22 protein-coding genes are annotated in these 25,332 nt (G+C 67.2%); 7 read left to right on the top strand and 15 right to left on the bottom strand.

The genetic code is table 11. The features are described 5' to 3' along the window. The first annotated feature begins 744 nt into the window (after nucleotides 1-744). Nucleotides 745-1,983, top strand: a complete 1,239-nt coding sequence (gene tyrS, locus FHW81_RS00375; protein WP_171893955.1) for a tyrosine--tRNA ligase — start codon at nucleotides 745-747, stop codon at nucleotides 1,981-1,983. 28 nt (nucleotides 1,984-2,011) lie between these two features. Here tyrS and FHW81_RS00380 read toward each other — a convergent pair whose 3' ends face one another. Continuing rightward, nucleotides 2,012-3,268 (bottom strand): OprD family porin, encoded by a 1,257-nt coding sequence (locus FHW81_RS00380; protein ID WP_003105682.1) that lies wholly within the window; start codon nucleotides 3,266-3,268, stop codon nucleotides 2,012-2,014. Nucleotides 3,269-3,632: 364 nt separating this feature from the next. Between FHW81_RS00380 and FHW81_RS00385 the strand changes: the two genes are divergently transcribed. Both FHW81_RS00385 and hpaR read left to right on the top strand, forming a co-directional pair. Further along, nucleotides 3,633-4,841 carry a Bcr/CflA family multidrug efflux MFS transporter gene (locus FHW81_RS00385; protein ID WP_023085635.1) on the top strand — a complete coding sequence of 403 codons (1,209 nt, stop codon included), beginning with the start codon at nucleotides 3,633-3,635 and terminating at the stop codon, nucleotides 4,839-4,841. 85 nt (nucleotides 4,842-4,926) lie between these two features. Further along, entirely contained in the window at nucleotides 4,927-5,349 is a 423-nt protein-coding gene (gene hpaR, locus FHW81_RS00390) for a homoprotocatechuate degradation operon regulator HpaR (protein WP_003093470.1), read from the top strand. 15 nt (nucleotides 5,350-5,364) lie between these two features. Here hpaR and FHW81_RS00395 read toward each other — a convergent pair whose 3' ends face one another. The 4 genes from FHW81_RS00395 to ccoG form a co-directional block, all read right to left on the bottom strand. Next, the gene (locus tag FHW81_RS00395; protein ID WP_003093468.1) at nucleotides 5,365-5,607 is read right to left on the bottom strand and encodes a hypothetical protein; all 243 of its coding nucleotides are present in this window, start codon (nucleotides 5,605-5,607) and stop codon (nucleotides 5,365-5,367) included. 83 nt (nucleotides 5,608-5,690) lie between these two features. Next, a complete protein-coding gene (gene ccoN / locus FHW81_RS00400; protein WP_003093467.1) occupies nucleotides 5,691-7,118 on the bottom strand; it encodes a cytochrome-c oxidase, cbb3-type subunit I in 1,428 nt (475 codons plus the stop codon). A gap of 263 nt (nucleotides 7,119-7,381) precedes the next feature. Beyond that, nucleotides 7,382-8,797, bottom strand: coding sequence for a GntR family transcriptional regulator MpaR (gene mapR, locus FHW81_RS00405; RefSeq protein WP_003113004.1), 1,416 nt, complete (start codon nucleotides 8,795-8,797; stop codon nucleotides 7,382-7,384). A 97-nt stretch (nucleotides 8,798-8,894) separates the two neighbouring features. Then, nucleotides 8,895-10,616 carry a cytochrome c oxidase accessory protein CcoG gene (gene ccoG / locus FHW81_RS00410; RefSeq protein WP_003137552.1) on the bottom strand — a complete coding sequence of 574 codons (1,722 nt, stop codon included), beginning with the start codon at nucleotides 10,614-10,616 and terminating at the stop codon, nucleotides 8,895-8,897. A gap of 105 nt (nucleotides 10,617-10,721) precedes the next feature. Here ccoG and FHW81_RS00415 point away from each other — a divergent pair, with 105 nt between their 5' ends. Beyond that, entirely contained in the window at nucleotides 10,722-12,395 is a 1,674-nt protein-coding gene (locus tag FHW81_RS00415) for a nitrite/sulfite reductase (protein ID WP_003101256.1), read from the top strand. Then, nucleotides 12,392-12,880: a DUF934 domain-containing protein gene (locus FHW81_RS00420; protein WP_003093457.1), complete on the top strand. Its 489-nt coding sequence runs from the start codon at nucleotides 12,392-12,394 to the stop codon at nucleotides 12,878-12,880. Before FHW81_RS00415 ends, FHW81_RS00420 begins: the two co-directional genes overlap by 4 nt. Nucleotides 12,881-12,961: 81 nt before the next feature. Here FHW81_RS00420 and hpaI read toward each other — a convergent pair whose 3' ends face one another. The 8 genes from hpaI to FHW81_RS00460 all read right to left on the bottom strand — a co-directional run bounded on the left by hpaI (nucleotide 12,962) and on the right by FHW81_RS00460 (nucleotide 20,363). Beyond that, nucleotides 12,962-13,768 carry a 4-hydroxy-2-oxoheptanedioate aldolase gene (gene hpaI / locus FHW81_RS00425; RefSeq protein ID WP_003113007.1) on the bottom strand — a complete coding sequence of 269 codons (807 nt, stop codon included), beginning with the start codon at nucleotides 13,766-13,768 and terminating at the stop codon, nucleotides 12,962-12,964. A 12-nt stretch (nucleotides 13,769-13,780) separates the two neighbouring features. Then, nucleotides 13,781-14,584 (bottom strand): 2-oxo-hept-4-ene-1,7-dioate hydratase, encoded by an 804-nt coding sequence (gene hpaH, locus FHW81_RS00430; protein WP_003101261.1) that lies wholly within the window; start codon nucleotides 14,582-14,584, stop codon nucleotides 13,781-13,783. A 17-nt stretch (nucleotides 14,585-14,601) separates the two neighbouring features. Next, nucleotides 14,602-15,906: an MFS transporter gene (locus FHW81_RS00435; RefSeq protein WP_003101263.1), complete on the bottom strand. Its 1,305-nt coding sequence runs from the start codon at nucleotides 15,904-15,906 to the stop codon at nucleotides 14,602-14,604. A 92-nt stretch (nucleotides 15,907-15,998) separates the two neighbouring features. After that, entirely contained in the window at nucleotides 15,999-16,391 is a 393-nt protein-coding gene (locus tag FHW81_RS00440; RefSeq protein ID WP_003101265.1) for a 5-carboxymethyl-2-hydroxymuconate Delta-isomerase, read from the bottom strand. Nucleotides 16,392-16,401: 10 nt separating this feature from the next. Beyond that, on the bottom strand, nucleotides 16,402-17,325 hold the full coding sequence (gene hpaD, locus FHW81_RS00445; protein WP_003093449.1) for a 3,4-dihydroxyphenylacetate 2,3-dioxygenase: 924 nt from the start codon (nucleotides 17,323-17,325) through the stop codon (nucleotides 16,402-16,404). A gap of 131 nt (nucleotides 17,326-17,456) precedes the next feature. Beyond that, a complete protein-coding gene (gene hpaE / locus FHW81_RS00450; RefSeq protein WP_003110130.1) occupies nucleotides 17,457-18,917 on the bottom strand; it encodes a 5-carboxymethyl-2-hydroxymuconate semialdehyde dehydrogenase in 1,461 nt (486 codons plus the stop codon). Continuing rightward, a complete protein-coding gene (locus FHW81_RS00455) occupies nucleotides 18,914-19,693 on the bottom strand; it encodes a fumarylacetoacetate hydrolase family protein (RefSeq protein ID WP_034002832.1) in 780 nt (259 codons plus the stop codon). The genes hpaE and FHW81_RS00455 overlap by 4 nt, the downstream gene beginning before the upstream one ends. A 10-nt stretch (nucleotides 19,694-19,703) precedes the next feature. Continuing rightward, nucleotides 19,704-20,363: a fumarylacetoacetate hydrolase family protein gene (locus FHW81_RS00460; protein WP_003110133.1), complete on the bottom strand. Its 660-nt coding sequence runs from the start codon at nucleotides 20,361-20,363 to the stop codon at nucleotides 19,704-19,706. A 219-nt stretch (nucleotides 20,364-20,582) separates the two neighbouring features. Here FHW81_RS00460 and hpaA point away from each other — a divergent pair, with 219 nt between their 5' ends. Further along, a complete protein-coding gene (gene hpaA / locus FHW81_RS00465) occupies nucleotides 20,583-21,494 on the top strand; it encodes a 4-hydroxyphenylacetate catabolism regulatory protein HpaA (RefSeq protein WP_003093443.1) in 912 nt (303 codons plus the stop codon). Nucleotides 21,495-21,545: 51 nt separating this feature from the next. Then, nucleotides 21,546-22,352, top strand: coding sequence for an APH(3')-II family aminoglycoside O-phosphotransferase (locus FHW81_RS00470; RefSeq protein ID WP_033998715.1), 807 nt, complete (start codon nucleotides 21,546-21,548; stop codon nucleotides 22,350-22,352). A gap of 123 nt (nucleotides 22,353-22,475) precedes the next feature. Here FHW81_RS00470 and FHW81_RS00475 read toward each other — a convergent pair whose 3' ends face one another. Together FHW81_RS00475 and bphP are read right to left on the bottom strand one after the other, a co-directional pair. Then, nucleotides 22,476-23,045 (bottom strand): hypothetical protein, encoded by a 570-nt coding sequence (locus FHW81_RS00475; RefSeq protein WP_003101275.1) that lies wholly within the window; start codon nucleotides 23,043-23,045, stop codon nucleotides 22,476-22,478. Nucleotides 23,046-23,122: 77 nt separating this feature from the next. After that, nucleotides 23,123-25,309 (bottom strand): bacteriophytochrome BphP, encoded by a 2,187-nt coding sequence (gene bphP, locus FHW81_RS00480; protein ID WP_003454244.1) that lies wholly within the window; start codon nucleotides 25,307-25,309, stop codon nucleotides 23,123-23,125. Between the last annotated feature and the right edge of the window lie 23 nt (nucleotides 25,310-25,332).

Below are 25,332 nucleotides of genomic sequence, written 5' to 3' on the forward strand. Positions count from 1 at the left end.
ATCAATCAAGTTTTGAGCGATAGCCGGCCCTCTCGCATAAACATCGGTTTGCGAAGATAGAGTGACTATCGGTTGCCAGCCGCTCTGGAAAAGTACTTTGCCGGCTGGTCGCTGAAAATTACTGATCTGCCGGCGAGAGTGTCAATCTGGGAAGTTGATAGGGTGAACTTGGAATATCCATGCTAGGCAAATGACGCCGATATTCTGTCAGTGGAATTGGTCGATGTTTTTTCGAATGCCGCGATAAGCATCTGGATATTGCTGATCCATTGATATTCGTGGGTACTGGGAAGCGGTTCGCTATTTTTATGAGATGATGCGCCAATCCAGAAAAGTATCGAATTATTGCTTTCGGAAAAAATTCAACTGCCTTGCTGATAGGTTTCTTCCGGTCGAGTTATTGAAGTCCATGTCCGGTCTTGCGTTGTTTTTCAAAGTAGAGAAACCGGCGTCATAAATTTGTGCGGATAACTGGCGGGCAAACTTTCCCAGGCTGCGCTTCTGTTGCGGGGAAGTGCTTCGGTTCGTGTCGAGGCGCTTTCCAGTCTTGACAGCCCGGCACAGGCGCGTAGAGTGCCGCGCATGAATCGTGCAGCCCTGACCTTCAAGCGCTATTACGCCTATCTGCTCCCTCATTGAGGCGGTAGATGCGTCGCTGCATTCCCGAACCGCCCGAGGCGGCGGTCCGGTGAACTCCCTCCCAACCTGTCTCCTCGGGCATCCACCGTGCCAAAGGAGATACCCGTGTCCGTCCCGACCCATCAGCAAGACCTGATCGCCCTGCTCGAAGAGCGTGGCTTCGTCCACCAGTGCACCGACCGCGACGGCCTCGCCGCGCACCTGGCCGCCGGTCCGGCAACCGCCTACCTGGGCTTCGACGCCACCGCCGACAGCCTGCACGTCGGCCACCTACAGGGCCTGATGCTGATGCGCTGGCTACAGAAGGCCGGGCACCACCCGTTGCTGCTGATCGGTGGCGCGACCACCCGGATCGGCGATCCGAGCTTCCGCGATTCGAGCCGGCCGATCCTCACCGAGGCGCAGATCCAGGCCAACATCGACGGCATCGCCCGGGTTTTCTCGCGCTACGTCGAACTGCACGACGACAGCCTGGTGAACAACGCCGAATGGCTGGACGGCGTCGGCTACCTGGAGTTCCTCGACCGGGTCGGCCGGCACTTCTCGATCAACCGCCTGCTGACCTTCGACGCCATCAGGCAGCGCCTGGACCGCGAGCATTCGCTGTCGTTCCTCGAGTTCGGCTACACCCTGCTGCAGGCCTACGATTTCGTCGAACTGTCGCGCCGGCGCGGCTGCACCCTGCAACTCGGCGGCGCCGACCAGTGGGCGAACATCATCAACGGCGTGGAGCTGTCGCGACGCCAGGGCGGCGCCCAGCTGTTCGGCCTGACCATGCCGCTGCTGGCCACCAGTGACGGGCGCAAGATGGGCAAGTCGGCGCAGGGTGCGGTATGGCTCAACGCCGAGCGCCTGGCGCCGTTCGACTTCTGGCAGTTCTGGCGCAACTGCGATGATCGCGACGTCGGTCGCTTCCTCGCCCTGTTCAGCGAACTGCCGATGGATGAGGTGCGCCGCCTGGGCGCCTTGCAGGGCGCCGAGCTGAACGAAGCGAAGGTGGTCCTGGCCAATGCCGCCACCGCCCTGGCGCACGGCGAGCACGCCGCGCGATCCGCCGCCGATGCCGCGCGCGGGGTGTTCGCCGACGGTACGCGGGACAGCGGCCTGCCGGTGATGAAGCTATCCCGCGCGCGCCTGGCGCAGGGACTGTCGCTGACCGACCTGCTGCTGGAACACGCGATCCAGCCCTCCCGCAGCGCGGTCCGCCGCCTCGCCGCCGGCGGCGGCCTGCGCCTGGACGGCACGCCGGTCAGCGATCCGGACACGCCGCTGGCGGGCGAGGTCGACGGGCTGCGCTTGAGCCTGGGCAAGAAGCAGCATTTGCACCTGCGACTCGAGGATTGAGGTGCCTGCGGCCCCAAGGGGCCGCGCTTCACCAGAGCTTTAGCGTGTAATTGACGATGAAGCGGTTCTCGTCCAGGTCCGCACCGTAGCGGCTGCGGTAGGTGATGTTGCGCCATTTCAAGGCGACGCTCTTCAGCGGTCCGCTCTGGATCACGTAGGACAGGTCGGTGTTGCGCTCCCATTCGCTGTCGTCGGCGCGGCCGGCGCCGCGGTCGATGTCGCGGCCCTGTACATAGCGGGTCATGAGGTTCAGGCCGGGCAGGCCGAGGCCGGCGAAGTCGTAGTCGTAGCGCAGTTGCCAGGATTTCTCCTGCGGTCGGGTGAAGGTCTGGTAGGCCATGAGGTTGGCCACGTAGGGCGTGGTGTAGCCGTTGAGCACCGGAAAGGCGTCGTTGCCGATCATCTTCTGGACACCGATGCCGAAGGCGTGGGCGCCGGCGCGCAGGGTGAGCATGGCGTTGAGGTTGCGATTGTCCACCGGCCCGGAGATCGCCGCGCCGTCTTCGCCGCTGTCGAAGTAGCGCAGGTCGCTGCGCAGCGACAGCCCTTCGCCCAGCGGCAGGGTGTGCAGCAGGCCGAGATAGTGCTGCCGGTAGATGTCCTTGAGCTGGCCGTAGTAATAGCTGGCGCTGAGCCGAGGGGTGAAGGCGTAGGTCGCGCCGGCGAGATTGAACTCGTCGCTGGCGTGGGCCTTGTCGCGGCCCATGATGTACATGTCGTCGCTGCCGGCCGACTCGCGAGTGCGCGACTTCCACAATTGCCCCGCGGTGAGGGTGAGACCCTCGATCTCGCTGGAGGTCAGCAGCGCGCCGTCGAAGGTCTGCGGCAACAGGCGCACGTCGTCGCGGAACGCCACCGGCAGTTGCGGCATGAGGATGCCGACCTGTAGCTGGGTCTGCGAATAGCGCAGCTTGGCGGTCAGGCCGAGGTGACTGTAGTCGTCCACCGGCTCCTTCGAATTCGCTCCGAACGGCAGCGTGCCATCGTTGCTACGCCCGCGTCCCGAGTCGAGCTTGACGCCGAGCAGCCCGGTAGCGTCCAGGCCGAAGCCGAGCGGGCCGCCGGTGAAACCGGATTGCAGGCGCAGGACGAAGCCCTGCGACCAGTTGCCGGCCTGCGATTGGGGCGCATCGTGCTGGCGGTAGTCGCGCAACTGGTAGAAGTTGCGGAGGTCGAGGTGGGCGCTGCTGTCCGCGAGGAATTCCGCTTGCGCGGCGAGGGGCAGGAGGCCGAGGCCAAGCGCATAGCTGCGCCAGGCGCACGGGCGGGGGCATGCCGTGATCATCGATTCTTCCCTTGGTTGTTGTTCTTGTAGGTATGGGTGACGCCGATTGCACGGTGAGTTTTAGCATATTGTTAACTTGTTAATGAAGTGTTGGCGATCCTCCCGGAAGCTTCGCTAGCCTCTGCCCCTTTCCATGCTCATCGAGCATTGACGGTAAGGCGCTGGAGAGCGAAGCTAGCCTGGAATCTTTCGCCTTCTGCGCATTTGGTTAATCTGTTAACGTTGTCGGCCCGCGAAAGGAGCCAGGCCCGCGCGCTGCCAGGGTGAACGAGGTCGCGGCGCGAGGATTTCCCGGACGGCGAACTTGCATCCGCGTGCACGGCGGTGTCGTCTGGACCGAAAGGCGAAGAAGAGGAGGGCGAGCGTGCCTGCGAGTGCATCGAAGATTCAGGTCGGAAGCGGCGAACGACGCCTGTTGCTGCTGTTGTCGGCGCTGGTGGCGTTCGGCCCGCTGTCGATCGACATGTACCTGCCGAGCCTGCCGGCGATCGCCGCCGATCTCGGCGCCAGCGATGCCCAGGTGCAGCGGAGCATCAGCGGCTTCCTGGTCGGCTTCTGCGTCGGCATGCTGTTCTACGGCCCCTTGTCCGACCGTTTCGGCCGGCGCCCGGTGCTGCTGGCCGGTATCGCCTTGTACCTGTTCAGCAGTCTGGCCTGCGCGCTGGCCGACAGCGCGGGGCAACTGGTCCTGCTGAGGGTGCTCCAGGCCCTCGGCGGCGGCGCCGCGTCGGTGCTGGCGCGGGCCATGGTGCGCGACCTCTATCCGTTGGGCGAGGCCGCCCGGATGCTGGCATTGATGCACATGGTGACCATGCTGGCACCGCTGGCCGCGCCGCTGCTCGGCGGCTACCTGATGCTCTGGGCCGGCTGGCGCGCGTTGTTCGTGGTCCTGGCGCTGTTCGCCGGGCTCTGCCTGCTGGCGGTCTGGCGGGTCGCCGAAAGCCACCCGCCGGAGCGCCGCGGCGGCAGCCTGGCCCAGGCCTTTCTCGCCTATGGGCGGCTGCTCGGCGACCGTCGCGCGCTGGGCTACGTGCTGTGCATGGGGCTGGCGTTCGCCGGGATGTTCGCCTACATCAGCGCCGCGCCCTTCGTGTTCATCGAGCATTTCGGCGTGCGCGCGGAGCGCTTCGGCTGGTTCTTCGGCCTGAACATCCTCGGCGTGATGCTCGCCACCTGGTGCAGCGCGCGCCTGGTGCGCCGCCACGGTCCGCGGCCGCTGCTGCGGGCCGGCAGCCTGCTGGCCTGCGTGTCCGGGCTGTTCCTCCTCGGCTATGCGGCGCTCGGCGAGCGGGGCGGGTTGTGGGCGCTGGTGCCCGGGCTGCTGTGCTTCGTCAGCGTCACCGGCCTGCTCGGCGCCAACTGCATCGCCAGCCTGCTGGCGTTGTATCCCGGACAGGCCGGGGCGGCTTCGGCGGTGGCGGTGTCCGGGCAGTTCGGCCTCGGCTGCCTGGCCAGCCTGGCGGTCGGCTGGCTGGCGCTGCCCGGCGTGCTGCCGATGGCGCTGGTGATGGCCGTCTGCGGCGTCGGCAGCCTGCTCGCGCTGGGCTTGGCCCTGCACGGCGGAAACCGTTGATTTCCTTCTGCATACCCGCATGCAGCCTGTGTTTTTTCCGCTACTCTTCTGCACTTTCGAAACCAGTCATCCAAGCTCGGACCCTATGTCAACGCCAAGACCCTCCCTGACCCTGACCCTGTTGCAGGCTCGCGAAGCCGCGATGAGTTTCTTCCGCCCCTCCCTCAACCAGCACGGCCTCACCGAGCAGCAGTGGCGGGTGATCCGCATCCTGCGCCAGCAGGGCGAGATGGAGAGCTACCAGTTGGCCAACCAGGCCTGCATCCTGCGCCCGAGCATGACCGGCGTGCTGGCGCGCCTGGAGCGCGACGGCATCGTCCGGCGCTGGAAGGCGCCCAAGGACCAGCGGCGGGTCTACGTGAACCTGACGGAAAAGGGCCAGCAGTGCTTCGTCTCCATGAGCGGCGACATGGAGAAGAACTACCAGCGCATCCAGGAGCGGTTCGGCGAGGAAAAGCTCGCGCAGTTGCTGGAACTGCTCAACGAGCTGAAGAAGATAAAGCCCTGAAGCGACTGGCCGGCGTCATGCCGGCCAATTCTTGTCCCAGTGCCGGCAGTCGCCCTGGCAGCGACCGGGACAGCCGCAGCCGGTGCGGCTCCTGCCGGTTTCCCGCTCGACCCGGCGGGCCACCTCCTCGTCGTCGGCGAACGGCAGCATGCTCGCCTGGTCCAGGGTCTTGGCGTGGCGCAGGCTCCAATGCACGCCGAAGAACAGCACGGCGACCGCCAGCAGCTCCAGCAGGATCTCGCTCCAGCTGAATTCCATGATGATTCTCCTCGTCGGCTGTCGAGCCTTGCCCGCAGCGTGGCGGGCGAGGCTCGGGAAGGGAAGGGACGCGCTGTCGCGGCTCAGGCCATGCGGGCCGCCGCGAGGATTCCTTCCGGGCGCGCCTGGCGTACCGTGCGCCAGGTGTTGTAGCTCATCAGCAGCATGCCGGTGAGGAAGAACCCGCCACCGACCAGGCGCACGATGAAGCCCGGATGGCTGGCCACCAGCGACTCGACGAAGGAGTAGGTCAGCGTGCCGTCCTCGTTGACCGCGCGCCACATCAGGCCCTGGGTAATGCCGTTGACCCACAGCGAGGCGATGTACAGCACGGTGCCGATGGTGGCCAGCCAGAAGTGCGCATTGATCAGGCCGACGCTGTGCATCTTCTCGACCCCGTAGACCTTGGGAATCAGGTGGTAGAGCGAGCCGATGGTGATCATCGCGACCCAGCCGAGGGCGCCGGCGTGGACGTGGCCGATGGTCCAGTCGGTGTAGTGGGAGAGGGCGTTGACGGTCTTGATCGCCATCATCGGGCCTTCGAAGGTGGACATGCCGTAGAACGCCAGGGACACCACCAGGAAGCGCAGTATCGGGTCGTCGCGCAGCTTATGCCAGGCCCCGGAGAGGGTCATCATGCCGTTGATCATGCCGCCCCAGCTCGGCGCCAGGAGGATCAGCGACATCACCATGCCCAGCGACTGCGCCCAGTCCGGCAGCGCGGTGTAGTGCAGGTGGTGCGGGCCGGCCCAGATGTACAGGGTGATCAGCGCCCAGAAGTGGACGATGGACAGCCGGTAGGAGTAGACCGGGCGCCCGGCTTGCTTGGGCACGAAGTAGTACATCATGCCGAGGAAGCCGGTGGTCAGGAAGAAGCCTACGGCGTTGTGCCCGTACCACCACTGGACCATGGCATCGGTGGCGCCGGAGTACATCGAGTAGGACTTGAACCAGCTCACCGGCAGCGACATGTGGTTGACGATGTGCAGCATCGCGGTGGTCAGGATGAACGAGCCGAAGAACCAGTTGCCGACATAGATGTGCTTGACCTTGCGCTTGATCAGGGTGCCGAAGAACACCACCGCGTAGGCGACCCAGACGATCGCCAGCCAGATCGCGCCGGTGAACTCGATCTCGGCGTATTCCTTGGTGGTGGTGTTGCCCAGCGGCAGGCTGACCAGCAGGATCACCGCCACCGCCTGCCAGCCCCAGAAGGTGAAGGCGGCCAGGGTGTCGGAGAACAGTCGCACCTGGCAGGTACGCTGCACCGTGTAGTAGCTGGTGGCGAACAGCGCGCAGCCGCCGAAGGCGAAGATCACCAGGTTGGTATGCAGCGGCCGCAGGCGGCCGAAGCTGGTCCAGGGCAGGTCGAAGTTCATCTGGGGCCAGACCAGTTGCGAGGCGATCAGTACGCCCAACCCCATGCCGATCACGCCCCATACCACGGTCATGATGGCGAACTGGCGAACCACCTTGTAGTTGTAGGCAGGTTCCGTCGTTGCTTTGTTCATCTGTACAGTCCCGAAAGAAATGAACAGCCGGCGACCGCCGTCGAGGGGGGAGACGGGGCGCCGGCCGGAGCCTGCAATCTAAGGGCTGGGGCGGGGGTAAAACAGCTTCAGGTCGATATGGAATTTGGGTATCAGATGGGGCGGGGGAAGGCGTTCGTGCAGGGCGGCGGCGCATACCGGGATGGGGGACGCGAGCCGATCATGGCGGATGACCGCGCGCGGTTATCCGCCCTACGCCGGGGTGGCTTTCCGTCTGCGGGGCGTCATCCCGCCAGCGACTGGGTGATCCGCCCGAGTGTCTCCATCGCCTTCTCCTGCCGCGCGCTCCACGGGTGCCCGTAGTTGAGCCGGGCGCAATGGGCGAAGCGGCGGGTGGCGGAGAAGATCGGCCCCGGGGCGAGGCTGATGCCCTGGGCCAGGGCCAGTTGGAACAGGCGCAGCGAGTCGACCGCCTCGGGCAACTCCAGCCAGAGGAAGTAGCCGCCGCTGGGACGGCTGACCCGGGTCTGCTCGGGGAAGTAACGCGCCACCGCCGCGAGCATGGCGTTCTGCTGGGTCTCCAGGGCGTAGCGCAGCTTGCGCAGGTGGCGGTCGTAGCCGCCGTGCTGGAGATAGTCGGCGATGGCCGCCTGGGCCGGGATCGACGCCGACAGGCTGGTCATCAGCTTCAGTCGCTCGATCTGCTCGGCGTAGCGTCCGCCGGCCACCCAGCCGACCCGGTAGCCCGGCGCCAGGCTCTTGGAGAAGGAACTGCAGTGCATCACCAGGCCTTCCTGGTCGTAGGCCTTGACCGGTTTCGGCGCCTGCTGGCCGAAGTACAGCTCGGCGTAGACGTCATCCTCGATCATCGGCACCTGGTGGCGCGCCAGCAGCTCGGCGAGGGCGCGTTTCTTCTCGTCGTCCATGCTCGCGCCCATCGGGTTCTGGAAGTTGCTCATGAACCAGCAGGCCTTGATCGGCAGGCGCTCCAGGCTGTCGGCGAGCACTTCCAGGTCGATGCCTTCGCGCGGATGCACGGGGATTTCCACCGCCTTCAGCTTCAACCGTTCCAGCACCTGCAGGGTGGCGTAGAACGCCGGCGCCTCGATGGCCACCAGGTCGCCGGGACGGGTGACCACCTGCAGGCAGAGGTTGAGTGCCTCCAGCGCGCCGTTGCTGATGACCAGTTCTTCCACCGGCAGCAGCAGGCCGCCGACCATGTAGCGCAGGGCGATCTGCCGGCGCAGGCCATGGTTGCCCGGCGTCATGTCGGCGACCACCGATTGCGGGTCCATGTCGCGCACCGCGTGGGCCATCGAGCGCGCCAGGCGCGGCAGGGGAAACAGTTGCGGACTGGGGAACGCCGAGCCGAAGGGTACGGTGTCCGGGTCCTTGATCGAACTGAGTACGGAGAACACCAGCTCGCTGACGTCGACCTCGGTGGCGTCGGCCTGGCGCGGGCTGATCTCCGGTTCCGGCAGCGGCCGCTGCACGTGCTGGCAGACGAAGTAGCCGGAGCGTGCGCGGGCCATGATCAGCCCACGGCTTTCCAGCAGGTAGTAGGCCTGGAACACGGTGGAAGCGCTGACCCCGTAGGTACGGCTGGCGTGCCGTACCGAGGGCACCTTCTGCCCGGGGGCGAGGACGCCGGTGCGGATCAGCTCGGCAATCTCGTCGGCGAATTTCTCGTAGCGCTTCATCTTGTCCTGGCCGCTGTCCTGGCTGGCCGTGGGCACGGCCGCTGGCGCCCACTCTATGCGCGCCGGGACCGTGTTGTCATGCCTCATCGCGGCCTCCTCAGCGCGCCGGCGAAACGAAGGTGCTGGTGCTGCCGACCGCCAGGCTCGGGTCGTCGATGCCGCGCAGGCTGAACGCCAGCGGTTGCGAGCCGGCCCTGGCGCGTTCGGCGGTAGAGGCCACCGACACCGGGAAGTCGAGGATCTCGCCGGGCTTCAGGCTCAGGGTGTGCTCGCCCTGCAGGCGGAACTCCGGCGCGTCGTCGAGTTGCAGGCGATAGCGCTGCGGCTGCTGGGTCTTGTTGATGACCTTGAGGGTGTAGATGTTCTCGATCTGCCCGGCGGCGTTCTCGCGGAACAGCCCACGGTCGCGGGTCACGTCCAGCGAGGCCAGCGGGCGGGCATCAAGGGCGACGACGAAGGCGCCGATCATCGCCAGCATCACCGCCGCGTAGCCGACCAGGCGTGGACGCAGGAAGCGGGTCTGGCCACCTTCCAGGGCGCGTTCCGAGGTGTAGCGCACCAGGCCGCGTTCATAGCCCATCTTGTCCATGATCGAGTCGCAGGCGTCGACGCAGGCGGCGCAGCCGATGCAGGCGATCTGCAGGCCGTCGCGGATGTCGATGCCGGTGGGGCAGACCTGCACGCACTGCTGGCAGTCGATGCAGTCGCCGAGCCCCTGGGCGCGCGGATCGCTGCCTTTCTTGCGGGCGCCGCGGGACTCGCCGCGGGCGGCATCGTAGGACACGATCAGGGTGTCCTTGTCGAACATCACGCTCTGGAAGCGCGAGTAGGGGCACATGTGGATGCACACCTGCTCGCGCAGCCAGCCGGCGTTGACATAGGTGGCGGCGGTGAAGAACAGCACCCAGAACAGGCTTTCCAGGTCCAGCTGGAAGCTGAACAGGTCGGCCACCAGCGGCCGCACCGGAGTGAAGTAGCCGATGAAGGTGATCGCCGTGACCAGGCTCACACCCAGCCACAGCGCGTGCTTGGCCGTTTTGCGCAAGAGCTTGGCGGCGCTCGCCGGACCCTGGTCGAGCTTGATCCGCGCATTGCGGTCGCCCTCGGTGACCTTCTCGCACCACATGAACACCCAGGTCCACACGCTCTGCGGGCAGGTATAGCCGCACCAGACGCGGCCGGCGAACACGGTGATGAAGAACAGGCCGAAGGCGGCGATGATCAGCAGCGCCGAGAGCAGGATGAAGTCCTGCGGCCAGAAGGTCGCGCCGAAAATGTAGAACTTGCGTTCGGGCAGGTCCCAGAGCACCGCCTGGCGGCCGTTCCAGTTCAGCCACAGGGTGCCGAAGAACAGCAGGAACAGCAGGCCGCCGCCGAGGCGGCGGAAGTTGCGGAACAGACCGGTGAAGCTGCGGGTGTAGATCGGGCCGTTCACCGCCGACGGCAGCTTGCCGGGCGCGGGCGGCTGTTTCGACGGAGCGGCCGGTGCGGCGGGCTCGACCTGGATCGCGGGAATTCTTTCGCTCATTTTTCGTAGGCCCATCAGGCTGGAGAGGCGGTTGCGACTATAGGAACCGGCTGATGGGCGAAACAGCGGCAGATCGAGCGGGAAAAACCGTATCAGATGCCTCCGGAAAGCAGCGGCCCAGCATTGCCGCGGGTTGCCGGGCGACCTCGGGCAGTACAGATATGCGCCCCGTGGCAACCGGTCGCAGGCGGCACGAATTCGCCGCCGTCGGCCATCTGATGTGTTTTTTTCGGCGGAATCTGCCGCTGTTTCGCTGTCTGTACGCGGGCGATAGTGGGTGCCAGTGAACACCGGCCCATCCTGTCGCCAGAAACAGGGGCGCAGCCGGTCCCCGGTTTCTTCGCCACGCACCCTGCCCGTCATCGGTGGAGAAACCCTGTCGATGAGGGCTTTGCGATGTACCAGTACGACGAATACGACCAGGCGCTGGTGAGCGAGCGGGTGGCGCAGTTCCGCGACCAGATCGCCCGCCGCCTCGACGGCGAACTGAGCGAGGAGGAGTTCCTCCCGCTGCGCCTGCAGAACGGCCTGTACCTGCAGAAGCACGCCTACATGCTGCGCGTGGCGATTCCCTACGGCACCCTCTCGTCGCCGCAACTGCGCGCCTTGGCGCACGTCGCCCGGCACTACGACCGCGGCTACGGGCACTTCACCACGCGGCAGAACATCCAGTTCAACTGGATCGAACTGGAGCAGGTCGGCGATATCCTCGAACACCTCGCCGGCGCGCAGATGCATGCGATCCAGACCTCCGGCAACTGCGTGCGCAACATCACCACCGAAGCCTTCGCCGGGGTCGCCGCGGACGAATGGACCGACCCCCGGCCGCTGGCCGAGATCCTGCGCCAGTGGTCGACGGTGAACCCGGAGTTCCTGTTCCTCCCGCGCAAGTTCAAGATCGCCCTCAGTTCGGCGGTGGAAGACCGCGCCGCGGTGCAGATGCACGACATCGGCCTGTACCTTTACCGCCACCCCGACGCCGGCGAGTTGCGCCTGCGGGTCCTGGTCGGCGGCGGCCTGGGACGCACGCCGATGCTCGGCCAGGTGATCCGCGACGACCTGCCCTGGCAGCACCTGTTGTCCTACGTCGAGGCGATCCTGCGGGTCTACAACCGCTACGGCCGGCGCGACAACAAGTACAAGGCGCGGATCAAGATCCTGGTCAAGGCGCTGGGCATCGAGGCTTTCGCCCGCGAGGTGGAGGAAGAGTGGCAGCACCTGCGCGACGGCCCGGCGCAACTGACTGCCGAGGAGTGCCAGCGGGTCGCCGAGCGCTTCGTATTGCCGCGCTACCTGCCGCCGGCCGGCGGCGAGCTGGCCTACGGCAGCGCCCGTGCGGCCGATCCGGCCTTCGCCCGCTGGGCCTCGCGCAACGTCCAGGCGCACAAGGTGCCGGGCTACGCCTCGGTGGTGCTGTCGACCAAGCCCGGCGCCAGCGCGCCGCCGGGCGACGTCACCGCGGAGCAGATGGAACGTGTCGCCGACTGGGCCGAGCGCTACGGTTTCGGCGAGATCCGTGTGGCCCACGAACAGAACCTGGTGCTCCCCGACGTGCGCCTGGAGAACCTCCACGCGCTGTGGCGCGAGGCCTGCGCAGCCGGCCTCGGCACGCCTAACCAAGGCCTGCTCAGCGACATCATCGCCTGTCCCGGCGGCGACTACTGCGCGCTGGCCAACGCCAAGTCGATCCCCATCGCCCAGGGTATCCAGCAGCGCTTCGAGGACCTCGACCACCTGCACGACATCGGCGAGCTTAGCCTGAACATCTCCGGCTGCATGAACGCCTGCGGCCACCACCACATCGGCAACATCGGCATCCTCGGCGTCGACAAGAACGGCAGCGAGTGGTACCAGGTCACCCTCGGCGGCGCCCAGGGCAAGGACAGCGCGCTGGGCAAGGTGATCGGGCCATCGTTCAGCGCTGCCGAGGTGCCGGCGGTGATCGAACGGATCGTCGAAACCTTCACCGACCTGCGGGTCGGCCCGGAACGTTTCATCGACACCTTCAACCGGGTCGGCCTGGAGCCGTTCAAGGCCCGGGTCTACGCCAGGATGGAGGAACCGGCATGAACAACCTGATCCGTTTGCGCGATGGCGTCGCCGAGGTCTGCCGCGACGATCCCTGGCAACTCCTGCGCGAGTTGCCCGACGCGCTGCCGCCGGGGCCGTTGCTGCTGCCTCTGGCGGCCTGGCTGGAGCGCCGCGGCGAGGCCGGAGCCGCCGCGCCCTGGCTGGCGCCGGACGATGAGGTGGAGGCCTTGCTGCCGCACTTCGCCGAGCTGCCGCTGATCGCCGTCGACTTCCCCAGCTTCCGCGACGGTCGTGGCTACAGCCTGGCCTACCTGCTGCGCGTGCGCCTGGGGTGGAGCGGCGAGTTGCGCGCAGTGGGCGACGTGTTGCGCGACCAGCTCAGCCATATGCGCCAGTGCGGCTTCGATGCCTTCGCGGTGCGCGAGGACAAGAACGTCGAGGATGCGCTCAAGGGGCTGGCGGGCTTGAGCGTGCTCTACGGCCGCTCGGCGATCGAGCCGCGACCGTTGTTCCGCCGACGCTAGGCATACGCCCCCGGACCGACGCCGATACCTGCCGCAACGCCGACCTGGCCCCTCTCCCGCAGCGGGAGCGGGGCGCACCCCTCAGCCGTAGACCGAGGAACTGGCGGACGGCGCCGGCGCGCCGCCCTTGAAGCGCCCCGCCAGCTCGCGCAGCGAACGCATCAGCAGGCTGGTGTCCACGCCCACCGCGACGAACGCGCAGCCCAGCTCCAAGTAGCGCCGCGCCAGTGTCTCGTCGGCGGAGAGGATGCCGGCGGCCTTGCCGGCCGTGCGGATGCGGTGGATGGCGTCCTCTATGGCCGCCTGCACCTCGGGATGGCCTGGATTGCCGCGATGGCCCATGGCTGCGCTGAGGTCGGCCGGACCGATGAACACGCCGTCGACGCCCTCGACGGCGGCGATCGCGTCGAGGTTGGCCAGGCCCTCCAGGTTTTCCACCTGGACCAGCAGGCACATCTGCTCGTCGGCGTGGTTCAGGTACTCCGCCACGCTGTTCCAGCGCGAGGCCCGGGCCAGCGCACTGCCGACCCCGCGTACGCCCGCCGGCGGATAGCGCACGGCGCGCACCAGCCCTTCGGCCTGGGCGGCGCTGTCGACCATCGGTACCAGCAGGGTCTGCGCGCCGATGTCGAGCAATTGCTTGATCAGCGCAGTGTCGCCCTGCACCGGGCGGATCACCGGCTGGCCGGGGTAGGGCGCCAGCGCCTGCAACTGGCCGAGCAGGCTGCGCAGGTCGTTGGGCGCGTGCTCGCCGTCCAGCAGCAGCCAGTCGAAGCCGGCGTTGGCGGCCAGCTCCGCGCAGTAGGGATCGGCCAGGCCGAGCCACAGGCCGATCTGCGCCTCGCCGCTGCGCAGGCGTTGCTTGAAGCGATTGACGGGCAGGTCCATGGAAATGCCTCCTCAGACGAAACGGCAGGAGATGCTGCCGAGCAGGTCGTAGTCGACGTGGAAGGTGTCCCCCGGCGCGGCCGCCACCGGGCGGGTGAAGGAGCCGCCGAGGATCACCTGGCCGGCCTCCAGGCAGACGCCGTAGGGCGCCAGCTTGTTGGCCAGCCAGGCGACGCCCTTGGCCGGGTGGTTGAGCACCGCGGCGGAGACGCCAGACTCCTCGATCACGCCATTGCGGTAGAGGATCGCCGGTACCCGCCGCAGGTCGATATCGCCTGGCCGCACGGCCCGGCCGCCCATCACCACGCCGGCGTTGGCGGCGTTGTCGGAGATGGTGTCGAAGACCTTGCGCGTGACTTTCGTTTGCGGGTCGACCTGCTGGATGCGCGCATCGATGATCTCCAGCGCCGGGATCACCCACTCGGTGGCCTCGAGCACGTCGAACAGGGTGCAGCCCGGTCCCTTCAGCGGCTTGCCGAGGATGAACGCCAGCTCCACCTCGACCCGCGGCACGATGAAGCGCTGGAAGGGGATGTCGCTGCCCTCCTCGAAGAACATGTCGTCGAGCAAGGCGCCGTAGTCCGGCTCGCTGATGTTCGACGAGACCTGCATGGCGCGCGAGGTCAGGCCGATCTTGTGGCCCTTGAGCACGCGCCCGTCGGCGATCTTGCGCTCGACCCAGGCGCGCTGGATGGCGTAGGCGTCCTCGATGGCGATGTCCGGGTAGTCGAGGGAGAACTGCCTTACCTGCTGGCGCGAGCGTTCGGCGGCGTCGAGGCGGTTGGCGGCTTCCTGGATCAGACGGGGATCGAGCATGGTCGGGGTCTCTCGGTTCAGCGTGGGTTGACCACGGCGGCGGGGGTCCGCAGGACCAGGCCGGCGCCGAGGGCGATGAGGATGGCCAGCAGGTACAGGGCCAGGCTGGCGCTCTGGGTGGTGTCGCGCATCCAGCCGATCAGGTAGGGCGCGAGGAAGGCGGCGATGCTGCCGAAGGAACTGATCAGGGCGATTCCGGCGGCCAGGGTGGCGCTGGAAAGGAAGGCCGGCGGCAGTTGCCAGAACATCGGCAGGGCGGCGCTGGCGCCCATCCCGGCGATCACCAGGCCGCCCATCACCAGCCAGGCGCTGGTCGGTGCCAGGGCCGCCAGGCTGAGCCCGGCGGCGGCCATCAGCAACGGAATGCCCAGGTGCCAGCGGCGCTCGCGCAGGCGGTCGGAGGAACGGCCGATGAAGATCATGAAGGCGCAGCCGGCGAGATAGGGCACCGCGCTGAGCATGCCGATGCGGCTGTCCTGGGCGATGCCGGCGCCATGGATCAGGCTCGGCATCCAGAACGCGATGGTGTTCACCGCCAGCATCACCGCGAAATAGATCGCCACCAGCAGCCACACCTGCGGATTGCTGAAGATGCCGGAGAAGGAGGTGATGGTCTTGCGCTGCTCCTCGCCGGCCAGTTCCTCGCGCAGCAGGTGCTTCTGTTCGTCGCTGAGCCACGTCACCCGTTCGAAGCTTTCCGGCAGCGAGCACCAGACCACCACGCCGAGCAACACAACCGGCAGGCCTTCGATCAGGAACATCCACTGCCAGCCGCGCAGTCCGAGGGCGTCATGGAAGCCTTCTAGGATCCAGCCCGAAAGCGGTCCGCCGATCACCCCGGCCATGGGCACGGCGATGGCGAACAGAGCGGTGATCTGCCCGCGTCGGCGCGCCGGGAACCAACGGTTCAGGTAGACCAGGATACCGGGGAAGAAGCCGGCCTCGGCGACCCCCAGGAGAAAGCGCAGCAGGTAGAAGCCGCGCGCGGTCTCCACCAGCAGCATGGCGGTGGAGAGACAGCCCCAGACCAGCATCAGGCAGGCGATCCAGCGGCGCGGGCCGATCCGTTCCAGCATCAGGTTGCTGGGCAGGCCGAACAGCGCATAGGCGATGAAGAACAGCCCGGCGCCGAGACCGTAGACGGTGTCGCTGAAGTGCAGGTCGGCGCTCATCTGCAACTTGGCGAAACCGATGTTGATGCGGTCCAGATGGGCGAAGACGTAGCACACCAGCAGCAGCGGCATCAGCCGCCAGGTGACGCGGTCGTGGGTGCTGTCGCTGAGAGGCAGGGTGGTGCTGTTCAGGGTGCTGGCTGTGCTCATGATCTTGTACTTTTTGTGAGCGCCCGGACGTCCCGGCGACCTGTCGGTGGCCGGGAGGCGAGCTGGGTGAGTGCAGCGTTATGGCGGGCTGGTCAGTCCGCCGGGTTGTTCAGGAATTCATGCACGTTGTTGCGCTTGTAGTTCAGCTCCGCGTCCAGTTCGGTGAGTTCGAAGGACAGCGCCAGCAGGCGTCGCGCCTGGAGCTCGGCGAAGTGCGCGGTGATCACCTCGAAAAGTGCCTCGGCGACTTGCCGGCGAGTCTCCAGGTCGCGACCGGCGCCGACCTTCAGGGTCATGTGGACGAAGGCGTAGTCGTGCCTGCCGTCGGCCATGCGCCAGGTGTCCAGGCGCACGCCGCGGCTGCGGATGCCGCCGAGCGGGAAAACGCCGCTGGCGCCGAGGCAGGCGTGGACCTTCTCGAACAGGCCGGGCAGGTCGGCTTCGGCTTCGATGTTGTCGGTGTATTCGGCGATGAAGTGCGGCATGGTGGTGTCCTCAGAGGCGGCTGGCGCAACTGGCGCCGGCCGGGTTGCCGGCCTGGGCGGCGGGGATCGCCGAGCCGTCCTGGGCGGTGACCGGGAATACCGCGTTGATCTGCCCGGTGCCGGAGGAGCCGAAGTAGGGCGTCACGACCTCCGCCTTGCCGTCGTAGGCCGACCAGCCGAGGGCGCCGAGGAGCATCGCGGTGTCGTGCATGAAGCCTTCGCCATGGCCCTTGGAGGCGTACTCGGGGAGCATCCCGCAGAACTCGGCCCAGCGGCCCTCCTGCCACATCTGCACGACTTCATGATCGAGAACCTCGAGGAACGGGCTCCAGATGCGGTCGGAGAAGTCCGGCGCCTGGCCGTTCTGGGCGAAGCGGTGGGACAGCGAGCCGCTGGCGAGGAACGCCACCGTGCCGTCGTAGTGCTCTTCCACCGCCTTGCGCATGGCCCAGCCCAGGCGCGCGCTGTCGTTCAGGTAATGCACGGTGCACAGGGCGGAGACCGAGACCACCTTGAAGTGGCGGTCCTGGTTCATGTAGCGCATCGGTACCAGGGTGCCGTACTCCGGGCCGAGGGTGGTGGCGTCGTGGGCCAGGGTCTCCACGCCGAGCGCGTTGCAGCCCTCGGCGAGGATGCGGCCCAGCTCCGGGTTGCCGGGGAAGCCGTACTCCATGTTGGCGATGAAGTGCGGCAACTCGTTGCTGGTGTAGAGCCCCTCGAAGTGCGGCGCGCAGTTGATGTGGTAGCCGGCGTTGACCAGCCAGTGGGTGTCGAACACCACGATGGTGTCGACCCCCAGTTCGCGGCAGCGCCGGCCGATCTCGCGGTGCCCGTCGATCGCCGGCTGGCGGCAGCCGTGGCGCGGGCCGGGCAGCTCGGACAGGTACAGCGAGGGTACGTGGGTGATCTTGGCAGCCAGAGCGACTTTGCCCATGACGATTCTCCTGGTGGCCCGTTGGGCCTGGCAGCGGGCGCGGCCGTTGGCGGCTGGCCCGGATTCTTCTGATTGTGTCTGCACGCCGGCGCTGCTGGCGGCCTCGGGCGGCCGCTCTGCACGAGCGCGCCCTACACGCCCCAGCGGGGGATGTGATGGCTGCCCATGGATATACACACGTTCTTGATCTCGGCGAATACCTCGAAGCTGTATTCCCCGCCTTCGCGTCCGGTGCCCGAGGCCTTCACCCCGCCGAACGGCTGGCGCAGGTCGCGCACGTTCTGGCTGTTGATGAAGACCATCCCGGCCTCGATGCCGCGTGCCAGGCGATGGGCCTTGCCGATGTCCTGGGTCCAGATGTAGGAGGCCAGGCCGTATTCCACGTCGTTGGCCAGGCGCAGCGCCTCGGCTTCGTCCTTGAACGGGATCAGGCAGACCACCGGGCCGAAGATCTCCTCCTGGGCGATGCGCATGCGGTTGTCCACGTCGGCGAACACCGTGGGCTGGATGAACTGCCCCTTGCTCAGGTGCGCCGGCAGGCCGGCCGGACGCTCCAGGCCGCCGGCCACCAGGGTGGCGCCTTCCTCGAGGCCGATGCGGATGTAGCCGGTGACCTTGTCGTAGTGGGCCTGGGTGATCATCGAGCCGACCTGGGTCTTCGGGTCCTGCGGATCGCCGACGATCAGGCGCCTGGCGCGCGCGGCGAACTCGGCGACGAACTGCGGGTAGACGCTTTCCTGGACGAAGATGCGACTGCCGGCGGTGCAGCGCTCGCCGTTCAGCGAGAAGATGGTGAACAGCGCGGCGTCCAGCGCCCGCTCGAGGTCGGCGTCTTCGAAGACCAGCACCGGCGACTTGCCGCCCAGTTCCATCGAGTATTTCTTGATCCCGGCCGCCTCCATGATCCGTCGCCCGGTGGCGGTGCCGCCGGTGAAGGACACCGCGCGCACGTCGCGGTGGCGAACCAGCGCGTCGCCGGCGCTGGCGCCGTAGCCCTGGACCACGTTGAACACCCCCGGCGGAATGCCCGCCTCGTGCACCAGGCGGCCCAGCTCGTTGGCGGTCAGCGGCGACAGCTCGGACATCTTCAGCACCGCCGTGTTGCCCAGCGCCAGGCACGGCGCGGTCTTCCAGGTGGCGGTCATGAACGGTACGTTCCACGGCGAGACCAGGCCGCAGACGCCCACCGGCTGGTACAGGGTGTAGTTGAGCATCTGGTCGTCGACCGGATAGCTGTGCCCGTTCATCCGCGTGCAGACTTCGGCGAAGAACTCGAAGTTGTGCGAGGCGCGCGGGATCAGCACGTTCTTCGTCTGGTGGATCGGCAGGCCGGTGTCGAGGGTCTCAAGTTCCGCCAGGTGCGGCACGTTCCGGTCGATCAGCTCGCCGAGCCGGCGCATCAGGCGCGCGCGCTCCTTGGCCGGGGTATTGGCCCATTTCGGGAAGGCTTCCCGGGCCGCCGCCACCGCCGCGTCGATTTCCGCCGCGCCGCCGCTGGCGACCTCGCCGATCAGCTCGCCGGTGGCCGGGTTGTAGTTCTCGAAGACGTCCTTGCTTTCGACCTCGCGGCCATTGATCCAGTGTTTGATCATTCTGCGTGCTCCTGTGCGCGGGCGCGGAAGAATTCGGCCTCGCTGACGATTCGGTTGACCAGGCGACCGACGCCTTCCACCTCCACCACCACTTCGTCGCCGGGGACCACGTCGGACAGGCCTTCCGGGGTGCCGGTGGCGATCATGTCGCCCGGCTGCAGGGTCATGAAGCTGGAGAAGTATTCGATCAGGTAGGGAATGTCGAAGATCATGTCCGCGGTGCTGCCTTCCTGGCGCAGCTCGCCGTTGACCCAGGTGCGCAGGACCAGCCGGTTCGGCTCGGGAACCTCGGCCGCGTCGACGATCCACGGCCCCACCGGGGTGGTGGCGTCGCGGTTCTTCACCCGCAGGTTGGGCCGGTAGTAGTTCTCCAGGTAGTCGCGGATCGCGTAGTCGTTGCACACCGTGTAGCCGGCCAGGTAGCCGAGGGCGTCCTCGCGGCGGACGTTGCGCGCCGGCTTGCCGATCACCGCCACCAGTTCGCACTCGTAGTGCATGTAGTCGACGTTGTCCGGACGCCAGCTGACCTGGCGGTGGCCGGTGTAGGTGCCCGGCGACTTGATGAACGCCAGCGGTTCGCTGGGCGCCTTGAACGACAGTTCGGCGGCATGGTCGGCGTAGTTCAGGCCGAGGGCGAACATGCTCCCGGTGGCCGGCGGCAGCCACTCCACCCGGTCCTCGGCGAGCAGGGTGCCGTCGGCCAGGCGGACGACGTTGGCGTCTTCCACGGTGACCTGGTGAACCCGGCCCTGGTAGCGGATGCGTGCGTGTTTCATGGTCGGTTCCTCATTCCGCGACGATGCTGTTGGCGAGGCGGCCGAGGCCGTCGATCTCGACCTCGACGCGGTCGCCGGGATGCACGTCGACTCGCCCTTCGGGGGTGCCGGTGATCAGCACGTCGCCGGCGTGCAGGGTCATGAACTCGCTGATCTCGGCGATCAGCCGCGGGATGTCGCGCACCAGGTTGGCGGTGTTGTTGCGCTGGCGCAGTTCGCCGTTGACGTACAGCTTCAGCTCCAGCGCATGGGGATCGGCGATCTCCTGCGTCGGCACCAGTTGCGGACCGAACGGGCAGAAGCCGTCGCGGCACTTGGCTTTCACCGCCGGGCGGTAGTAGCTGTCTTCCGGCAGGCTGAACTCGTTGACGATCACGTAGCCGGCGACATGCGCCATGGCCTCTTCCTCCTTCACCCGGCTGGCGTCGCGAGCGATCACCACGCCCAGCGCCGGGCCCGGTTGCAGGCGCTCGACGCCGCGCGGGAAGAGCACCGGGGCGTCGTGCTCGTTGCGGGTATTCGGTGTCTTGATGAACAACACCGGCTTCACTGGCGGCTTCTGGTAGGGCGGCTGCTGGAACTCCGGCAGGCGGCTGTCGAGCAGGCCCTTGTAGTTCAGCGCGACGCCGAACAGGGTGCCGGCGGCGACGTCATTCAGTGCGCGGCTCATTGTGGTGGTGTCTCCTGGCGCGATAAGCGAACGGCGAGGGGGGCGTCCTGGCGAAAACTCGTTAATGTGTTAACGTTATATTTAACATGTTAATGATCGTCAACCCCGGTTGCTGCGCCATTCGTCCCGGGGAGGTGGCAAGAGGCGCCGTCTGCGGTATACGGAAGCCCGCGACGGCTTGCGTGCGCAGCCGGGAAGAACAACAAAGAGAAGATCGCCATGCCAGAGCGCCAGCCGATCCCCAACATCAACATCGGGCAGGTCTACGACCAGCGCTATGCCGACGCCGAGGTGCACTACGATGCGCTGGGCAACCTGGCCGGATTCTTCGGTCGCAACATGCCGGCGCACCGGCACGACCGCTTCTTCCAGGTGCACTACGTGAAGAACGGCGCGGTGCGGGTCTATCTCGACGAGCGCCAGTACCTGGAGTCGGGGCCGATGTTCTTCCTCACCCCGCCGACCGTGCCGCACGCCTTCGTCACCGAGGCGGACGCCGATGGCCATGTGCTGACCGTGCGCCAGCAACTGGTGTGGAGCCTCACCGAGGCCGAGCCGGGCCTGGCGCCCGGCCCGCAGGTGGCGCCGGCCTGTGTGGCGCTGGGCAACCTGGAGGGCGGCGCGGCCGAGGAGGCGGCGCGCCTGGCGCTGCTCTTCGAGCAGTTGCGCAGCGAGTCGATGGCCAGCCGTCCTGGCCGCCAGCAGACGCTGCTGGCGCTGACCCGCCTGGTCATGATCAGCCTGCTGCGTCTCTCGGCCAATTCGGTGGCTGCGCGGCCGATGCGCCACGAAGACCTGCAGATCTTCCAGCGCTTCAACGCGCTGATCGAGGAGCGCTATGCCGAGCACTGGCCGCTGTCGCTCTACGCCAGCCGGATCGGCGTCACCGAGGCGCGCCTCAACGACGTCTGCCGGCGCATCGCCGACCTGCCGTCGAAGCGCCTGGTGTACGAACGGCTTATGCAGGAGTCCAAGCGCCTGCTGCTGTTCACCGGCGGCTCGGTGAACGAGATCTGCTACCAGCTCGGCTTCAAGGACCCGGCCTACTTCAGTCGTTTCTTCGTGCGTTACGCAGGGCTTACCCCCAGCGCTTACCGCCAGCGACAGGCCGACGGGGAGTCCCGTCGCTGAGCGGGTGGGCGGGTATACTCGCGCTCCCACTCGAACAGGAAGCGTTTCTCCATGCATGATGCAGCCACCTCCATGCCGCCGCAGGCTCCCTCAACCTGGGCCGACTACCTTGCCGGCTACCGCTGGCGAGGGCAGGGCGAAGGATGTTCCGCGGCCACGGTCCACCGCCTGGAGGCTGCGCGGCGGCCGACCCTGTTCGTCAAGCAGGAAGTGCTGTCCGCACATGCCGAGCTGCCCGCCGAAATCGCCCGCCTGCGCTGGCTGCACGGTGCCGGCATCGATTGCCCGCAGGTGCTGAACGAAACCCAGAGCGACGGCCGGCAATGGCTGCTGATGAGCGCAGTGCCGGGGGACACGCTGTCCGCGCTGGCGCAGCGCGGCGAGCTGGAGCCCGAGCGCCTGGTGCGCCTGGTGGCCGCCGCCCTGCGCCGGCTGCACGATCTCGATCCGGCCGCCTGTCCCTTCGACCATCGCCTGGAACGGCGTCTGGACACCGTGCGCCAGCGGGTCGAGGCCGGGCTGGTGGACGAGGCGGACTTCGACGACGACCATCGCGGTCGCAGCGCCACGGAGCTGTACCGCCTGCTGCTCGACCGGCGTCCGGCGGTCGAAGACCTGGTGGTCGCCCATGGCGACGCCTGCCTGCCAAATCTGCTGGCGGAGGGGCGGCGCTTCAGCGGCTTCATCGATTGCGGGCGGCTCGGCGTCGCCGACCGGCACCAGGACCTGGCCCTGGCCGCGCGGGACATCGAGGCCGAACTCGGCGCGGCCTGGGCCGCGGCCTTCCTCGTCGAATACGGCGGCGATATCGACGGCGAACGGCTGGCGTACTTCAGGCTATTGGACGAGTTCTTCTAGAGTAGGGCCGGTTCGGATCCGGACTGGATTCGGCCTGCCGTTGCACGAAAACGAGGTACAACGGCATCGGCCACTATCGCCAACGCCACCGCGCGCCCTCGCTCGTTCCGCGGAGTCGCCGGTTCAGTTCAGCCGGTACTGCGCCAGTTCCTTCGCCGAAAGCACGCGCATCCGTTTGGGATCGGTGCTTTGCATGGCCTGTACCAAGGTGCTGGGGATATCCATTTCGCGGAAGTAGGCGGCGGAGTCGTAGCGCATGCCGTTGGCCGAGCGCGAGTGCAGCGAGTCGCCGTGGGCGTAGTAGGGACGGTGCAGGCCGACGTAGCCGCGTACGGTCTTGCGCTTGCCGGCCGCCAGCAGGTAGACGCAGGTGCCCTGGCAGACGCTGCTCGACGGCACCAGCGCGTCGAAGCCGGATTCGCGCAGCAGGCGGCCCATGCGGATCGCCTCCGGCACGCTGCCGCCGATGCTGTTCAGCAGGAGCAGCTTGCGCGAGTAGGTTCCCGGATTGTTGCGCAAACCCTTGAGCAGCGTCTCGTAGTCGCCCGGCGCGATCTCCTCCGAGACGCGGACCGTCAGCACCCGCCCCATGCTCTTGTGTTGCAGCGAATGCACTTCGACCCTGGCCAGTGCGGGAGCCGCGCAGAACACGGCGAGGCAGGCGAGGACGGTCCGGAGGCGGAGGCGGGGCATGGAACGGGGCGATCCTGTCAGACGGCGATGGCTGCCGAAGATACCTGCAAGCGTTGCATTGTGCACGGTCCTCGTCGTCAGGACGAGGAGCCGGTCTCCGCCTGGCGCACCGGCAGGCGCAGGCAGAAGGTGATGACGTCGTCGCGGCAGTCCACGTCGATACGCCCCTGGTGGGCCTGGGCGATGGCCTGGGAGATGTACAGGCCGATACCGAGGCCGTTGCGGTTGCGCTGGTTGTCCGCCGACTCGCGCTTGAACGGTTCGAACAGGTTGGCCAGTTGCGCTTCGGAGAGGCCGCTGGTTTCGTTGAGCACGCTCAGGCACACCTCGTCGCCCTGGCGGGTCAGGGTGACCAGCACCGGCCGGCCGGGCAGGCCGTGATGACGGGCGTTGCTCAGCAGGTTGGCGGCGACCTGGGCGTAGCGGTCCGGGTCGACCACGGCACGAACCTGCGGGTCGATGGCGATCTCGATCACCAGGCCGGGATAGGCGACGTCGGTTTCGCAGACGATCTGCCGCACCAGTTGCGAGACGTCGGTGTCGACCGGGTTCACGGTGAGGCCGATGCCCGATTGCAGGCGGCTCATGTCGAGGATCTGGCTGACCAGCCGTTCCATGCGGCTGCTGGACGCGGAAATGTGTTGGCGCAGTTCGGTGGTGCGGGTGTCGCTGGAGGACAGCAGGGCCGCCGCCATGGAGATCGACTGCAACGGGTTGCGCAGGTCGTGGCCGAGCACCGCGATCAGGCGCTGGCGCATGCGGTCGACCTCGGCCGCATGGTTGAGGCACAGTTCCATCAGGTCCAGGCGCAGCTTTTCGGCGATCGCCAGGTCGGTTTCGCTCCAGGGCGTGGAGTGGCCGCGGACCACTTCCTCCCAGGCCTCGAACGAGCCGCGCGGGGTCAGCCGCGGGCCGGAGGGGCCGATGGTCAACAGCTTTTCCGGCTTGCCGCCCCAGCGGATGCGGTGCACTTCCTCGTGGCGGAACCAGAAGATCCAGCCCGATTCCTGGCGGTGGAAACGGATCGCCAGCACACCGCAGCAGTCGCCGCCGTCCGGAGAGTCCTCGCTGGGCTGCGGCCAGTTGTCGGTGTGGTAGATGTCCCGTTCCGGGTCGCGCTGCAGGCGTTGCAGGACATTCCCGGCCTGGCGCTCGAAGTCGCCGCGGATGCTCAGGGTGCGGCCGCCGAGCATGACCAGGGCGCCGTCGCAGGGAATCAGTGCGGCGATGCCATCGTCCGGGTGGGCCAGTGCGCCGAACAGGTCGTCGGCGTCCCGCGCGCGGCGAGCCAGGGCCAGCCTGCGCTCGGTGGACACGCGCAGCAGTTCGGCGATACGCCCCTGCTCCAGGCGCTCGACGATGGCGCTGCAGACCTGGGAGAAGATCTGGAACGACATGCGCACCGGGTAGGGAATCAGTTTGGGCGACATGTGATGGCAGGAGAACAGTCCCCAGAGCTTGCCGCCGACCACGATGGAGATGCTCATCGAGGCGCGCACGCCCATGTTGGTCAGGTATTCGCAGTGGATCGGCGAAACGCTGCGCAGCACGCTGTAGCTGAGATCGAACGATTCGTTGGTCTCCGGGTTCAGCGCGGGAAACACGCGCATCGGCGTATAGGCCACGTCGGCGATCAGCCTGATCGGGTTCTGGATGTACAGGCGACGCGCCTGGGCCGGGATGTCCGAGGCCGGGTAGCGTTGCCCCAGGTAGCTTTCGAGGTCTTCGCGACGGCTCTCGGCGACCACCTCGCCGGAGTCGTCATGACGGAAACGGTAGGCCATCACCCGGTCGTAGCCGGTCATCCGGCGCAGTTCGTCGGTGACGTTGCTGAGCAGGCTGGCGGTGTCGTTGTGCAACTGGACCTGGGCGATGATGCGCTGGGCGTTGAGGGTGAAGGAGGTGATCGACAGCGTGTCCGCGGTGCGGATCTCGAACTCCAGGTAGAACACTTCCTTGTAGCTGTGGCCGATCACGTCGAACAGGTGTTCGCCGATCCGCGTCTCGACGCTGTTCGACCATGGGCCGTTGCCGGTCAGTCCCTCTTCGAGCATGCGCAGGACCTCCGGCCCCACCTGCTCCTGCGTCAGGTAGGAACCCGGCGAGGCGACGAAACCCAGTAGCGCCTGGATGTTCTCGCTTGCCGCGAGGACCATGCCGTCCGCGCGCAGGGCGATCAGCGCCCCGTGCGGCTGGATCGCGCCAGGCACGTGGATGGGTTCGTCCTCGCAGTTCGCCAGGGTAACCGGGGTGATGCTCGTCATCTATCGTCCAGCCTGGTCTCCAG

The sequence above is a fragment of the Pseudomonas sp. RC10-4-2 genome (assembly GCF_050433085.1).
GTDB lineage: Bacteria > Pseudomonadota > Gammaproteobacteria > Pseudomonadales > Pseudomonadaceae > Pseudomonas > Pseudomonas aeruginosa.